The sequence below is a fragment of the Mycobacterium paraense genome (assembly GCF_002101815.1).
In the GTDB taxonomy this organism is placed as follows: Bacteria; Actinomycetota; Actinomycetes; order Mycobacteriales; family Mycobacteriaceae; genus Mycobacterium; species Mycobacterium paraense.
Genome location: NZ_LQPM01000020.1, coordinates 1 through 13227, shown reverse-complemented (window position 1 = coordinate 13227; position 13227 = coordinate 1). Strand labels below are relative to the sequence as shown.

15 protein-coding genes are annotated in these 13227 nt (G+C 68.1%); 6 read left to right on the top strand and 9 right to left on the bottom strand.

The features are described 5' to 3' along the window. Positions 1-2: 2 nt before the first annotated feature. Together AWB89_RS16525 and AWB89_RS16520 are read left to right on the top strand one after the other, a co-directional pair. The gene (locus AWB89_RS16525) at positions 3-746 is read left to right on the top strand and encodes a hypothetical protein (RefSeq protein WP_085175114.1); all 744 of its coding nucleotides are present in this window, start codon (positions 3-5) and stop codon (positions 744-746) included. A gap of 12 nt (positions 747-758) precedes the next feature. Further along, a complete protein-coding gene (locus AWB89_RS16520) occupies positions 759-1715 on the top strand; it encodes an LLM class F420-dependent oxidoreductase (RefSeq protein WP_085093245.1) in 957 nt (318 codons plus the stop codon). On the opposite strand, the gene AWB89_RS16515 is transcribed toward AWB89_RS16520, so the two are convergent. The 3 genes from AWB89_RS16515 to AWB89_RS16505 are packed head-to-tail and all read right to left on the bottom strand — an operon-like array spanning position 1716 to position 4507. Further along, the gene (locus AWB89_RS16515) at positions 1716-2891 is read right to left on the bottom strand and encodes an acyl-CoA dehydrogenase family protein (protein WP_085175112.1); all 1176 of its coding nucleotides are present in this window, start codon (positions 2889-2891) and stop codon (positions 1716-1718) included. Between the two features lie 27 nt (positions 2892-2918). Continuing rightward, positions 2919-3215, bottom strand: coding sequence for a ferredoxin (locus AWB89_RS16510; protein WP_085093250.1), 297 nt, complete (start codon positions 3213-3215; stop codon positions 2919-2921). Then, the gene (locus AWB89_RS16505) at positions 3212-4507 is read right to left on the bottom strand and encodes an NADH-ubiquinone oxidoreductase-F iron-sulfur binding region domain-containing protein (RefSeq protein ID WP_085175110.1); all 1296 of its coding nucleotides are present in this window, start codon (positions 4505-4507) and stop codon (positions 3212-3214) included. Before AWB89_RS16505 ends, AWB89_RS16510 begins: the two co-directional genes overlap by 4 nt. Before the next feature lie 36 nt (positions 4508-4543). Here AWB89_RS16505 and AWB89_RS16500 point away from each other — a divergent pair, with 36 nt between their 5' ends. Next, positions 4544-5017 carry a hypothetical protein gene (locus AWB89_RS16500; protein ID WP_085175108.1) on the top strand — a complete coding sequence of 158 codons (474 nt, stop codon included), beginning with the start codon at positions 4544-4546 and terminating at the stop codon, positions 5015-5017. A gap of 5 nt (positions 5018-5022) precedes the next feature. Here AWB89_RS16500 and AWB89_RS16495 read toward each other — a convergent pair whose 3' ends face one another. The 6 genes from AWB89_RS16495 to AWB89_RS16470 form a co-directional block, all read right to left on the bottom strand. Then, the gene (locus AWB89_RS16495) at positions 5023-5889 is read right to left on the bottom strand and encodes an alpha/beta fold hydrolase (protein ID WP_085175106.1); all 867 of its coding nucleotides are present in this window, start codon (positions 5887-5889) and stop codon (positions 5023-5025) included. Between the two features lie 15 nt (positions 5890-5904). Continuing rightward, positions 5905-6303, bottom strand: coding sequence for a Rieske (2Fe-2S) protein (locus AWB89_RS16490; RefSeq protein WP_085093259.1), 399 nt, complete (start codon positions 6301-6303; stop codon positions 5905-5907). A gap of 1 nt (position 6304) precedes the next feature. Further along, positions 6305-7450, bottom strand: coding sequence for an amidohydrolase family protein (locus tag AWB89_RS16485; protein ID WP_085175104.1), 1146 nt, complete (start codon positions 7448-7450; stop codon positions 6305-6307). A gap of 29 nt (positions 7451-7479) precedes the next feature. Continuing rightward, a complete protein-coding gene (locus AWB89_RS16480; protein WP_085093472.1) occupies positions 7480-8571 on the bottom strand; it encodes an amidohydrolase family protein in 1092 nt (363 codons plus the stop codon). A 226-nt stretch (positions 8572-8797) separates the two neighbouring features. Continuing rightward, positions 8798-9691, bottom strand: coding sequence for an NAD(P)-dependent oxidoreductase (locus tag AWB89_RS16475; RefSeq protein WP_085175102.1), 894 nt, complete (start codon positions 9689-9691; stop codon positions 8798-8800). A gap of 9 nt (positions 9692-9700) precedes the next feature. Next, positions 9701-10081, bottom strand: a complete 381-nt coding sequence (locus AWB89_RS16470; protein WP_085175100.1) for a carboxymuconolactone decarboxylase family protein — start codon at positions 10079-10081, stop codon at positions 9701-9703. Positions 10082-10157: 76 nt separating this feature from the next. On the opposite strand from AWB89_RS16470, the gene AWB89_RS16465 reads away from it, so the two are divergent. The 3 genes from AWB89_RS16465 to AWB89_RS16455 all read left to right on the top strand — a co-directional run bounded on the left by AWB89_RS16465 (position 10158) and on the right by AWB89_RS16455 (position 13057). Next, positions 10158-10823 (top strand): nitroreductase family protein, encoded by a 666-nt coding sequence (locus AWB89_RS16465; RefSeq protein WP_085175098.1) that lies wholly within the window; start codon positions 10158-10160, stop codon positions 10821-10823. Positions 10824-10899: 76 nt separating this feature from the next. Beyond that, positions 10900-11898, top strand: a complete 999-nt coding sequence (locus AWB89_RS16460; RefSeq protein WP_085175096.1) for an acyl-CoA dehydrogenase family protein — start codon at positions 10900-10902, stop codon at positions 11896-11898. Then, on the top strand, positions 11882-13057 hold the full coding sequence (locus tag AWB89_RS16455; protein ID WP_085093269.1) for an acyl-CoA dehydrogenase family protein: 1176 nt from the start codon (positions 11882-11884) through the stop codon (positions 13055-13057). Before AWB89_RS16460 ends, AWB89_RS16455 begins: the two co-directional genes overlap by 17 nt. The last annotated feature ends 170 nt before the right edge of the window (positions 13058-13227 follow it).

The window sequence follows — 13227 nt, the reverse complement described above, 5'->3', positions numbered from 1 at the left end:
CGATGCAGCTTCCCGGCACGCCGTCCGACGAGGTCCCCGACGTCCTCGCCACCGGGCGAGGCGAGATCACCACGCTGTTCGTGTCGATGGCGACTCGCCATCCCGAGGGAACCGACGCCGAATACCTGCGCTGGCACACTCTCGACCACCGCCCGGAGCAACACCGCCTGGCCGCGGTGCGCGCCTCGCTGCGGTTGGTGTCCACCCCGGCGTGCCGCTCGGCACGCACGGTGACCGGCGGGCCGCTGGACGCGGTCGATCACGTGATGACGTACTTCTTCACCGACGTCGCCGGGCTGCGCGGCTTCAACGAGCTGTCGACGGCGCTCGGAAACGCCGGACGCAAACTCCCCTTGCTGCCACCGGTGGAGCGCGGCGTGTACCAGGTGCGTGGCAAAGCGGCCGCGCCACGGGTCAAGGTCGGCTCAGACGTGCTGCCCTGGCTGCCCGTGCGGGGCGCGTTCCTGTTGGTCGAGCGGGGATCCGCGTCGGTGGAGCCGCTGCTCGAAGTCGACGGGGTGGCCGGCGTCTGGTCTGCGCTGTCCCGGGAGGTCGACGCCCGGCTGGCGAGCGCCCAAGGGAATCAGTCGATCACCTATTGCTTCCTCGACGACGACCCGATCGCCGCGGCGGAACGGTTGCGTCCGGTGCTGGCGGCCCGTTGGGCCGCACAAAGCGCCGAACCCTTGTTCGCCGCACCGTTTTTCGCGGTGGTGCCGTACGAGTGGGACCGGTATGTGCCATAGGAAGCCGGACGCATGCGCATCGGCCTGATGGTCGGCTCCGACAAGGAGCGGTCGCGCGCCGAGCGGCTGGCCGGTCTGATCGCCGATGGTGTCGCGGCCGAAAGCGCCGGTTTCACAACGTTTTGGATGCCCCAGGTCCCCGGGTATCTCGACGCGATGACCGCCGTAGCGCTGATTGGACAGGCCACCGAGCGCATCGAGATCGGAACGGCGGTCGTTCCGATCCAGACCCGCCATCCGATGATCATGGCGCAGCAGGCCTTGACCACCCAGGTCGCATGCGGCGGGCGGTTCACCCTGGGCATCGGACCGTCGCACCATTGGATCGTCAACGGCCAGCTCGGACTGCCTTACGACCGGCCGGCGCGGTTGATGAGCGACTACCTGGATGTGCTCGAGGCGGCGTTCGCCGGACCGGGCACCGTCGACGTCGACAACGAAAGCTATTGCGTTCATGCGCCGGTGGATGTCACGGACCCGTTCGAGACACCGGTCTTGTTGTCTGCGCTCGGGCCGACCATGTTGCGGCTGGCGGGCGAGCGGGCGGGCGGCACCGTTCTCTGGATGGCCGACGAGCGGGCGATCGGTGACCACATCGTTCCGCGCATCAGCGCGGCCGCGGGGCGGGCCGGGAAGCCCGCGCCGCGCATCGTCGCGGGCGTGCCCGTCGCGCTCTGCTCGAACGACGAGACGGACGACGCTCGCGCCTACGCCGGCGAGGTGCTCGGCCACGCGGACTTCTCGCCGAACTACGTGCGGCTGCTGGAGCACGGCGACGCCGAGGACGTCGGGGACACCATGGCGGCGGGCGACGAGTCGGCGATCCTCACCCGGCTGCGCCGCTACCGCGACGCCGGCGCCACCGACCTGGCGGCGCGAATTGTGCCCTTGGGCAACGACGCAACGGAACGCACCAAGTCGCGGCTTCGGACCCAGGAGTTCCTGTCCTCGCTGTGTTCGGCCCTCTGATCAGTGCGACGGCAGACCCAGGACACGCTGCGCGATGATGTTGCGCTGAATCTCGGAGGTGCCGCCCGCGATGGTGCCCGCGTAGCTGCTGATGTAGCGGGCGAACCAGCTCGCGGTGAAAAGGTCTGGGCCGTAAGGGTTGTAGGGCGCGGTCATGGCTTGGTCGTGCAACCCGTCGACCCCGGCGGCGTCCAGCGCGTGCCTGAGTGCGCTCTGTTCGGCCTCCGAACCGAAGACCTTGAGCACCGACAAACCCGCAACATCCACCTCGCCGCGGGCCGCTCGCCCGAGCGCCGCCGAGCCGAGCAGCCGCAGCGCGTGGTAGTCCATCACGATGGTGGCGTAGCGGTCCCGATTCACCTCGTCCGCCGGCCGGTAGTCCTCGAGTAGCTGCTCGAGCCGGTTCGCGAAGGCCATCCACATCAGGGTCCGTTCGTGGCCGAGCGAGCCGTTGGCGACCCGCCACCCGCCGTTGAGCGGGCCGACCAGGTTTTCCGCGGGCACCCGGACGTCTTCGAAGAAGACCTCGTTGAAGTCGAGCTCGTCGCGGTCATAGACCGACGCGAACGGGCGGCGGACCATCCCGGGGGTATCGGTGGGGATGAGCAGCGCGCTGATCCCCTTGTGTCGGGGGGCGGTCGGGTCGGTGCGGACGAAGGTCAGCACGACATCGGCGTCGTGGGCGCCGGACGTCCAGATCTTCTGCCCGTTGACGATGAACTCACCGTCGACCAACTCGGCCTTTGTCCGCAGCCCCGCCAGGTCGGATCCCGCCCCGGGTTCGCTCATTCCGAGAGACGCGGTCATATCGGCTCGCAGGATCGGGACCGCCCAGCGCCGCTTCTGCTCGTCGGTCCCGAAGGAGAGCAGCGACGCCGCGATGATCCCGACGCCCTGCGGGTTGAAGCAGTGGTAGATCCGACGCCGCGAAAGCTCCTCGCGGTGCACGAATTGCTGCAGGATGTTGGCGTTGCGGCCGCCGAACTCGGGTGGGTTTCCCGGCAGCAGCCAGCCGTGCTCGAACTGGAGCCGCTGCCAGCGCCGCGACCATTCGGGCACATGCGCCGTCGACGAAGGCCGCTCGGCGGCCTGCGCCTGAGCCGGCAGATGTTCGGCGAGAAAGGCGACGAACTCCGCGCGGAAGTCCTCGACCTCGGCGTCGAAGGTGAGTTGCACGGCGCTACGGGTGCGGGCGGCGACGGGTCACCGCGTGAAGCCCCACTCCGCCTCGTTCTCTTGCGTCTTGAGGCCCTCGGCGGGATCCTCCGCATCGGCGAGCGGCAGCTGCGGGGCGGCGGAGATGCGCTCGCCGATCTCGGCGATGGCGTGCACCGGGCAGTCCATCAGCGCGCGCATGACCGCGTCGCGATCCGACTCCGCCACGGTGCCGTCGCCGATCAGGGACGCGTACCCCCAGTCGTCCAGCGAGAAGTATCCCGGCGCGTACTTGGCGCAGATGCCGAAGCCGTCGCACACGGTGCGGTCCAGCCGAATTCTCATGCGTGCCTCGCAGCTTCCGCCTCGTAGGGACGGTCGGCGCGGAATGCGCCGCGGGTGCAGTCGGGGCAGCTGCCACCGAGGTGCGCGGCGACCTCGTCCGGGAACTGATCGAGCAGGCTGGCGGCCGCGTTGGTGGCGGCGTCCAGCGTCGCGCACGCGCCTCGTCCCCGCAGCAGCACCGACCAGCGGCGCAATCGTTCGACGTCTTCGGTCGTCGCGGCGCCGTCGCGGAGCGCACCGGCGGCGGCGGCCATCGCCGCCGTTCCGTTGAAGCACGACCCGCATTGCCCGGCGTTTTCGCGGTCGAAGTAGGCGAGCACCGATGCCGCGACCGCGACGGGGCAGTCGTCGGTGATCACCGAGATCGCGCCGCAGCCCAGGCCGCTGCCGAGCCGGCGCATCGTCTCGTGGTCCAGGGTGGTCTCCAGCACGCGGCGGTTGAGCAGGCCGGCGAAATAGCCGCCCATCAGCGCCCCGCGCACGTGGTCGGGCGAAACGCCGTGCAGCACAAGCAGTTCGGCGAAGGGAAGGCCGTGCGGAAGCTCGTAGAGCACCGGCGGCCGGCCGGCCCCGGTGATGGTGGCCAGGAACGTTCCCGGCGACAGCGAGGTGCCCTGGGCGCGAAACGCCGCCGAGCCGTCGCGCTGCAGGAAGGGCAGGTTGGCCAGCGTCTCGACGTTGCTCACCAGCGTGGGCCGCTCGCCGACACCGGCTTCGAACGGGCGCGGCGGCTTGTCCGTCGGCTTCGCCGGGCCGCCGTTGATCGCGCGGACGGCGGCGGTTTCCTCGCCGGCCACGTAGCCGGGCTGCACCGTCGCCATCCGGACGTCGACGCCCTCCAGGGCGTCCGGCTCGAGCTCGCCGAGCGCGGCCTCGACGCCGTGCGCCGACTCCGGATCGGACACGTACACGTAGGCCCGGTGGGCGCCCACGATCGCCGCGGCCAACCGCAGCCCATCCAGCACCAGGTGCGGGCGGTTGCGCAGCAGCCACCGGTCCTTGATCGAAGCGGGTTCTCCCTCTTCGCCGTTGGCGACGACGACGGTGTCACCCGCGATGCGGCCGTTATCGCGCACCGCACGCAACTTCACCGCCAGCGGGAAGGCCGCACCGCCGCGGCCGACCAGCCCGCTGGATTCGACCTCGCCCAGCAACTCGTCGGCGTCGGCGAGCGGGCGGTATCCGCCGAGGCGTCGATACGCCGCGAGGTCCTCGCGCTGCTCGACCAGCAGCCGCGGTTCGAGTCCGGGCGGCGCGGCGGTGATGACCGCCGTGGATTGGGTGGTGTTCACGACTGGCCCGCCGTCGTCTTAGTTAGGCTTGCGCACATGCGAACTGCGGTGGTGCGCGTCAACGTCGATCCGGAAAGCGCGTTCACCGCCGCGCGGCTACGCGAGGGCATGGGTGCGCTCCTCGAACTCGCGGGTGAGGCCGGCGCCGACGTGGTCCGCGACGACCTCGCGGCCATGCCCGCGGCCCGCCGCGAGGTCGAACTGCTGATCGCGGCCGAAGACGGCGACGCGGCCAGCAACGCCGCGATTGAGTTGTGCGCCAAAGCATTCGGCACCAGGCCGGTACCCGGGGTGGTCACCTTCATCAGCCGGGGCACCGACGACGACGCCCACGGTGTGTTGTCCGGTTTCGGGCTCACCGGCGAGATCGAGCGGACCCCGGGCGACGACGGCTTCGACATCGTGTATGTGACGCTGCGCGAGAAGGACCTCGAGCGGATTCCGGAAAGCCGGGTTCACACCGCGCTGGAGGCGTCGCTCAACTGCGAGGTTCACATTCGTACCGTGTAGCGCCATCACGATCCCAGGAACTCGAGGATCGCGGGCGCCGCCTGCACCCACGTGTCGAACATGTTGAAGTGCTGCACCCGTCCCGCGGCGCGGTCCTCGGACGCGCGCTCCCAGGCGTCCTCGGGCCACGGCGGGTCGATCAGCTTCGATCCCTTGATCAAGCAACTGACCTCGAGCGACGTCCGCTTCGGGTGATCCATGTCGTTCTCGCCGCCGCGAATGACCAAGGTGGGCACCTTGATCCGGTCGAACATCTCGTCCTCGACGCCCGGAATCGTCTGCCCCGGCTTGGACACGAAAGCGTTGAGCCAGCGCAGCATCACCTTGAGGAACTCGCCAGAGTCGAAATCGAGGAAGCGCTGCTTGTTGTTCGGGTTCTCCTCGATGCGATCGCGCCACTCCTGCACCTTCACCACGCCATCCATCCCGGTGCCGCGCACCGCGAGAATGCTGGGGATGATGTAGAACGAGCCCAGCACGAAGGTGCCGTAGATGCCGCCGACGATGTTCCACACCACGAGCTTGGTGACCATCTCGGGATACAGCATGGTGGTCAGCATGGAATCCCTTGCGCCGCCGGATCCGCCGGCGAGAATGCAGCGCTCGAAGCCCAGCCCCGTCACCAGCTTGTGCAGCGTCTCGGCGCGCATGTGCGACTCGCTCTGGCCGTAGAACTGCACGTCGGAGGCGCCGCAATTGGGCCGGTCCCACAGCAACACCCGATAGCCGCCGGCGGCCAGCGCGTCGGCGAGCGGCCGCAGGCCCTCGATCTCCTTGCTGAACCGGCCACCCGGCGTCAGGGCGATGAGATCGCCTGAGCCGCCGAGGATTTCGTAGACTACGTTTCCCCCGTTGATCTCGATAGAAGGCACCCGATTCTCCTGTAGTTAGGCCTGCACCAGAACGTCGTTGCCGACGACGCGCACCGGATAGGTGCGGATGCTCCACTCGGGCTTGACCGCAGTCGTACCGGTGGCCAGCTCGAAACCCCATTGGTGCCAGGGGCAGTAGATGTACTCCTTGTCGCGCACCATCACCGAGTCGCCCGGCGCGGTTTCGTCGACGATCGTGCGCCCCCTCGCACGGCCCGAACACAACGGGCCCCCTTGGTGGGGGCAGTAATTCGCGATCGCATAGAAGCTGCCGTTGACGTTGTAGACTCCGACGCCGTGCCGCCCGATGGGGACCAGTTTGTGCTTGCCCGGCGGAATTTCGTCCACGGTGGCAACGACGTGCTCGCGGCCCTGGGCGAGACGGGGCTCGGGCCGTTTGGCTTCTTCGGTCAACTCAGAGCACCCGGGTCTGACCCTCGAGGACCGGGACGGTCTCGGGCAGGTGGTAGGTCGCGATGCCGTTCTTGTACATCACCGCATCGCGGGCCGCCTTGGGCAGGTGCTTGACCAACCAGCGGGGGTCGTCGAACGTCCAGTGCGGGTAGTCGGAGGAGAAGAGCAGGATCTTCTCGCACTCCATCCATTCCAGCGCGCGGGTCAGCTGCGTCTTGTCCTCTGGGTAGTCCAGCGGCTGGGTGGTGAACTTGATGTGGTCCTTGACGTACTCCGACGGCTTGCGCTTGATGTCCACCCACGGCTTGCGTGACTCGTAGATCGCGTCCATGCGCCACATCAGCGGCAGGATCCAGCTGAATGCGTGCTCGACGAAGACGATCCGCAGGGTCGGGAAGCGGTCGAAGACGCCGTCGAAGATCAGGCTCATCACCTGGTTCGCGGCCAGCAGCGAGTACGTGACCATGAAGTCGTGGTTGTAGCTGGGGAAGCCCACCGGCGGGATGGGTAGCTCGTCGTACTGGCTGCGCGACAGGTGGCAACTCACGGTGATGTCGTGCTTGGTCGCGGCGGCCCAGATCGGGTCGTACTTGGGATGGCCCCACGACGGCTTCGGCTCGGCCTTGATCAGGATCTGTGCCATGAACGGGTGCCCGGCCCAGCGCTCGATTTCGCGCACCGACTCCTCAGGCTCCTCGATGGCGAGGCAGATCGAGCCGCGCCACCGCTCGTGCCAGTTGTTGTGGCTGTCCAGCCAGTGATTGGCCTGCCAGTCGTTCAGCGCGTACGACATCGCGTGCTGGGCCTCGGGCAGCCGGGCCGGGTAGGCGGCCGGTTCCAGGATCGCGATGTCGGAACCCGCCTCCATGATGAGCTGGCGGAACGCCATATCCGGGTCGCTGCACGGGAATTCGCCGTTGGCGGGGAAGGAGTCCACGCGCATCGCGTAGGAGTGCGCGTAGTCCGGCGCGTCGTAGTAGATCAGCTCACCCACGTTGCGATTGAGGAAGTACTTACTGCGCCAGGGCTCGGGGATGTACGGGACGAGCTCGCCGCGCTTGGGCGCCGGGTGGACATCCGAGTCGACGCATCGGACGGCTATGCGCTCGGCAGCGGGAACCCGCTCCTGCGAATGGGTCAACGTCATCTGAATCTCCTCAGTCTGCCGTGTTAGCTCTACTGTGCGCCCACTCCGGCGGGGATGTCTATGCCGTACAGGCGCGCCGCATTGCGCCAGCACACTTTCTCGCGCTGCTCGGCCGATAACGCCGTGGGCAGCTTCTTGGCGTCGCCGAACTGCCAATGCGGGTAGCTGGAGCCGAACATCACCATGTCTTCCTTGCCGGTGAAGCCGAACCATTCGCCGGCGAAGTCGACGTCACCGGGGCCGTCGAGGCTGCCCTGCACGAAGTACACGTGGCCGGGCAGGTAGTCGCTCGGGATCCGCGGCGCCCACGGCGTCTGTTCGAGGTGCGGCCGGCCGAAGGTGTCCATCCGCCAGATGAACGGCGTCACGAAGTCCGCCGCGCCGTCGGCCCACACGAATTGGAGTCCGGCGAAGCGCTCGAAGACGCCCTCGGCGATCATGTTCATCAGGTGATAGATGTAGTTCAGCGCCATGAAGCTGACGTACTGCTCGTAGGTGCGCGTGTTCCCGGACGGCGTCGGCGGAAACATGATCCCGTTGCCCACTTCGATGTGCGCGGCCACCGGGAGACCGGCGTCGGCCGCGGCCTCCCACAGCGGCCAGAACTGCGGCTTGCCGTACACCTCGCGCGACTGCAGCGGCACGCCGATCTGTACCACTCGCGGATGCCCGCGCCATTTCTCGATCTCGCGGAGCGCCCCGGGGATGTCGTCGGGGTTGACCCGGATGGTGCCGCGGAACCGCTCGCCGAATTCGCTGGAATCCAGCCAGTCGGACACCATCATCTCGTTGTGCGCGGCGTGCAGGGCGCTGCCCAGGTGCCGGTCCGGCATGATCCCGCGCCCCATCGGATGTAGGACCGCCACGTCGACGCCGCGCTTCGAAAACAGTTCGTGGGCAACGAATTCGGGGTCCGAGCCGGGGTACTGACCGTCCGGGCCTTCCGTGTTGGGCGCATACTCGCCGCCCGGAGCGCCGTACCAGTCCATTTCGTAGTCCGGGAAGCCGCGGCTCTTGAACGGTTCGCGCAGCACCTTCCGCAGGTCTCGGTTGGAGGGGAAGAAGATGTGCACGCTCGCGTCGATCAACGGTGTGCGGCTGCCATCAGGGTGTTCGATCACGAAAGCCATCCTTCGGCCCGGTTAGCCAAAGTGAGCCCAGGCGGGTCATATGATAGATAATCTAACAGTCTCTTCAACGGTCAATCAATGGGTTTCCGGTAAGCGTTTCGTTTAATCATCTTCCCTGCTAACAGGGATTTCGTGGCCGCATTCGCAAGTATCGTTCTTGAAACTGGATAATACCATTCTCGCGTCTTGGCGAAGGGCGGGAGACCGGATCGACGGGCTAGCCGGGACGCCGGGCCACGGTCACGCCCGCCGCCCTTTCCAGCGGCTTGATGACCGTCGTGAAGTCGGAGTCCGGGCCCTCGTCGGCTGCGGACGCCTCCCAGAGCCGGCCGATCGTCGTGGCGATCTGGGCGGGCACGCCCAGCGCGCGGGCCTCGTCGAGGTAGAGCCGCAGATCCTTGACCATCAGCCCGGTGGCAAAGCCGTAATCGAAGGTTCGCGGGAGGATCGCGCGCGGGAACTTGTCGCGGCTGGCGCTCGTCCCGCCCGAGCCCGCGTTGAGCACGTCGATCATCACGTCGGGGTCCAGGCCGGCCTTGACGCCCATCACGACGACCTCCGCGGTGGCGGCCAAGACGTTGGCCGCCAGCATGTTGTTGGCGAGCTTCATCGTCTGTGCCGCGCCGGGCTGGTCGCCGACATAGATGGGCTTGCCGAGCGTTTCGAGTGCGGTTCGTATGACGTCGAATTCGTCGCGCGGCCCGGACACCATGAGGGCGAGCGATCCGTTTTGGGCCCCGCCGACGCCGCCGCTCACCGGGCTGTCGATCGCCGCGATGTTCCGCCGGCCCAGCCGGTCATGAATCTGGGTCGCCGCTTGGCTTCCGATGGTCGACAGGTCGACATAGCGCTTGACGCGCGACCCGTCGATCACGCCGCCGGCGCCGGTCGCCACCTCGAGCGAGGCGGCCGGCGACGGGAGGCTGGCCATGACCGTTTCGGCGCGATCGGCGACGTCCTTCGCCGACGAGGCGGCTTGCGCTCCGAGCGCCACGATCCGGTCGAGCGCGTCGGCGCGCGTGTCGAACGCGACGACGTCGTGGTTGTCCCGAACGAGGCGAACTGCCATGGGAAAGCCCATGTTTCCCAAGCCGATGAACCCGATCCGCATCGCGGTGCCCTAGGCCTCGTCCGCTTCGGCGAACGCCTCGCTCGCGACGCGGAAGCTGTCGACGGCGGCGGGCACGCCCGCGTAGATCGCGACCTGAAGGAATATCTCTCGGATTTCGTCGCGCGTGACTCCGTTGGTCAGCGCCGCCTTGACGTGCGTGCGCAATTCGTTGGGGCGGTTGAGGACCGAGATCATGGCCAGGTTGAGCATGCTGCGGGTCTTGCGGGCCAGCCCCTCACGGCCCCACACCGCGCCCCAGCAGTACTCGGTGACGAGGTCTTGCAGAGGCTGGGTGAAGTCGTTCGCGTTCGCCAGCGCCCGGTTGACGTAGTCCTCGCCCAGCACCGCGGAGCGGATTTCAAGTCCTCGTTGGTAAGTTTCGCGATCCACTGGTCTCTCCTTTGACGGCTCCGGGCGCTCTGCTGATATGACCTTCGTATAGCAGCACGGCCGCAAGGGAGAAGCGATGACCGGAGCAACCAACGACGTCTGGGAGGTGATGTCGACCGCCCGGACCATCCGGCGGTTCACCGACGAGCCGGTCGACGACGCGACCCTGGCGCGCTGCCTCGAGGCGGCCCGCTGGGCCCCCTCGGGCGCGAACGCGCAGGGCTGGCGGTTCGTGGTGTTGCGGTCACCCGAGCTGCGGGCCGTGGTCGCCAAGGCGGCGGCCCACGCCCTGGAAGTGATCGAACCCGTTTACGGGATGAGCCGGCCCGCCGACGGCGACAACAGCCGCCGTGCCCGCACCTACCGCGCGACCTATGAGTTGCACGACCGCGCGGGCGAGTTCACTTCGGTGTTGTTCGCGCAGCAGCACTACCCGACGGCTTCTGAGCTGCTGCTGGGCGGGTCCATCTTTCCCGCGATGCAGAACTTCCTGCTGGCGGCGCGGGCCCAGGGCTTGGGCGCGTGCCTCACCAGCTGGGCTTCCTATGGCGGCGAGCAGCTGTTGCGCGAAGCCGTCGGCATCCCCGACGGCTGGTTGGTCGCCGGCCATGTCGTGGTCGGGTGGCCCAAGGGCAAGCACGGGCCGCTGCGCCGTCGCCCGCTTGCCGAGTTCGTCAACCTGGACCGCTGGGACGGGCCGGCCCACGAGCTGGTGGCCGCTAGCGCCTCGGGTAACCCATAACCGGTTTCCGAGATTACCGCTTCCGCGAGAGAGAATGTTATTCTCGCGACGGCGGTGACGACAGGAGGCGGCCCGGATGCTGTTGGAGTTCGATGCCGATCAGCGGCTGTGGCAGAAGACCGTTCGCGACGTCGTCGCCAAGCAGTGCCCGCCGTCGCTGGTGCGCAGCGTGGCCGAGGACGGCGTCGACCCGAGCCCGCGATGGAAGTCGTATGTCGACCAGGGCTGGACCGAGCTGAACGATCCGGCCGGCGCCGTCGAGTTGGCCATCGTGCTCGAGGAGTTGGGGCGCGCGACCGACCCCACGCCCTTCCTGGCGACGATGAGCCAGTACGCCCCGTTGGCCGCCGACCGGTTCGACCCGCACGAGTCGGGCACGGCCGTGCACCGCGGGGTGACCGCGCACCGGGACGCCGACGGCTGGGTGCTGGACGGCACGGCCCGCCACGTCCTCGACGGCGATCGCGTCGACCGGCTGGCCGTGGTGACCGACGCCGGCGTATTCGTCGTCGCGGCCAACCAGGTTTCGGCCCGCCGCTCGGCGGTGTTCGACCCGGTCCTTCACGTCGCCGACCTGTCGTTCGGCGAAGTCCGCGTGCCCGACAGCGCCCGGCTCGTCGTCGACGCCGAGCGCGCGCACCACCTCGCGCTGACGGGCATGGCGATCACGACGGTCGGCGCCTGCCAGCGCATCCTCGACATGGTCCTCGACCACGTCCGCAACCGACAGCAATTCGGCGTGCCGATCGGCTCGTTTCAGGCTGTCCAGCACAAGGCCGCGGACATGCATGTCGCGGTGGAACGCGCCCGGGCGCTGGCCTACTTCGCCGCGCTGACCATCGCCGCCGACGATCCCCGGCGCCGGCTCGCCGCCGCGATGGCCAAGGCGTCGGCGGGGGAGTGCCAGTCGCTCGTATTCCGGCATGGCTTACAGCTTTTCGGCGCGATGGGATTCACGTGGGAGAACGACCTGCAGTTCGCGCTCAAGCGAGCCAAGGCGGGCGAGCTGATGCTCGGCGGCGCGGCGGAACACCGGGCGCGAATCGCCGAGGAGTACCGTGCAGCTGACTTTTGACCCCGACGTCGAGGCGTTCCGGGCGGAGTTCGCGGCGTTCCTCGACGAAAACCTGCCCGACGCAAGCGAAACGCTGGAGCGTCCCCGGTCGGTTTCCCACATGCCGCAGTGGGCGCGCGACTGGCAGCGCCTGCTGTTCGACAACGGCTGGCTGCTGCCCAGCCAGCCACCGGAATTCGGCGGCCGCAACGCGTCGGTCATTCAGCAGTTCGTCTATCTCGAGGAGCTCAGCCGCCGCCGGATCTACCACAGCTTCAACCCCCAGGGCGTCAACATCGTTGGGGCGTCGCTGTTGTCGTTCGGCAGCGACGAACAGAAGCGGCGCTGGGCGGTGCCGATCCTGAGGGCGGAGATCACCGCGTCGCTCGGGATGAGCGAACCCAGCGCGGGCTCGGATCTGGCGTCGTTGCGCACCCGGGCGGTGCTCGATGGCGACCACTTCGTCGTGAACGGGCAGAAGGTGTGGACCTCCGGGGCGCATGACGCCGACGTCCTGCTGACCTTCGTGCGCACGAACCCGGATGCGCCGAAGCACAAGGGAATCAGCGCCCTGATCATCCCCACCGACAGCCCGGGCCTGGTGCGCCGCCCGTTCCCCTCGATCTGTGGTGCCGACGATCTCGATTTCAACGAGGTGTTCTTCACCGACGTGCGGGTACCGGCGGAAAACCTGGTCGGCGAGCTCGACCAGGGCTGGCGCGTCGCCAACGGGTCGCTGGGGCACGAACGCACGATGATGTGGCTGGGTTTCGCCGATCGCCTCGACAACATGATCGACGACTTCCATCCCAGCACCGAGGTCGAGCGCGACCAGTACGCCAGCACCATCATGGACAAGCAGGCGCTGCGCCTGCTGGGTTCGGTGGCGTTGGCCCGCGCCGCGCGCGGCGAGGACGACGTGGCGGCGATCTCGGTGCTCAAGCTGCTCGGGTCCGAGGCCGAGCTGCGTGGCATGGAGCTCGCGCTGACGTCGGCGGGCTCCGACGGGCTCGTTCACCCGGGCCTGACGGGACCGTACGCGCACATGAACCTCGACCACTACTTCGCCAGCTGGTTCGAGCGTTACGCCCGAAGCTTTTCCGGGACGATCGCCGGCGGCACCTCGGAGATTCAGCGCAACATCATCGCGCAGCGAGTGCTCGGCCTGCCGCGCGGCTGACGTTTTCCCCGAGTGTGCGGCCAGCCGCACACTCGGCGCCGAGTGTGCGGCCAGCGTCACGCTCGTTGGGGTTGAGCGATCATCGAATGCGCGCTAGCTGTACTCGGTCATCAGGTTGGTCGCAGTCGGCTGATCGGGGGTCGTCCTGCGAGTGCGCTGTGGCGTCGTCG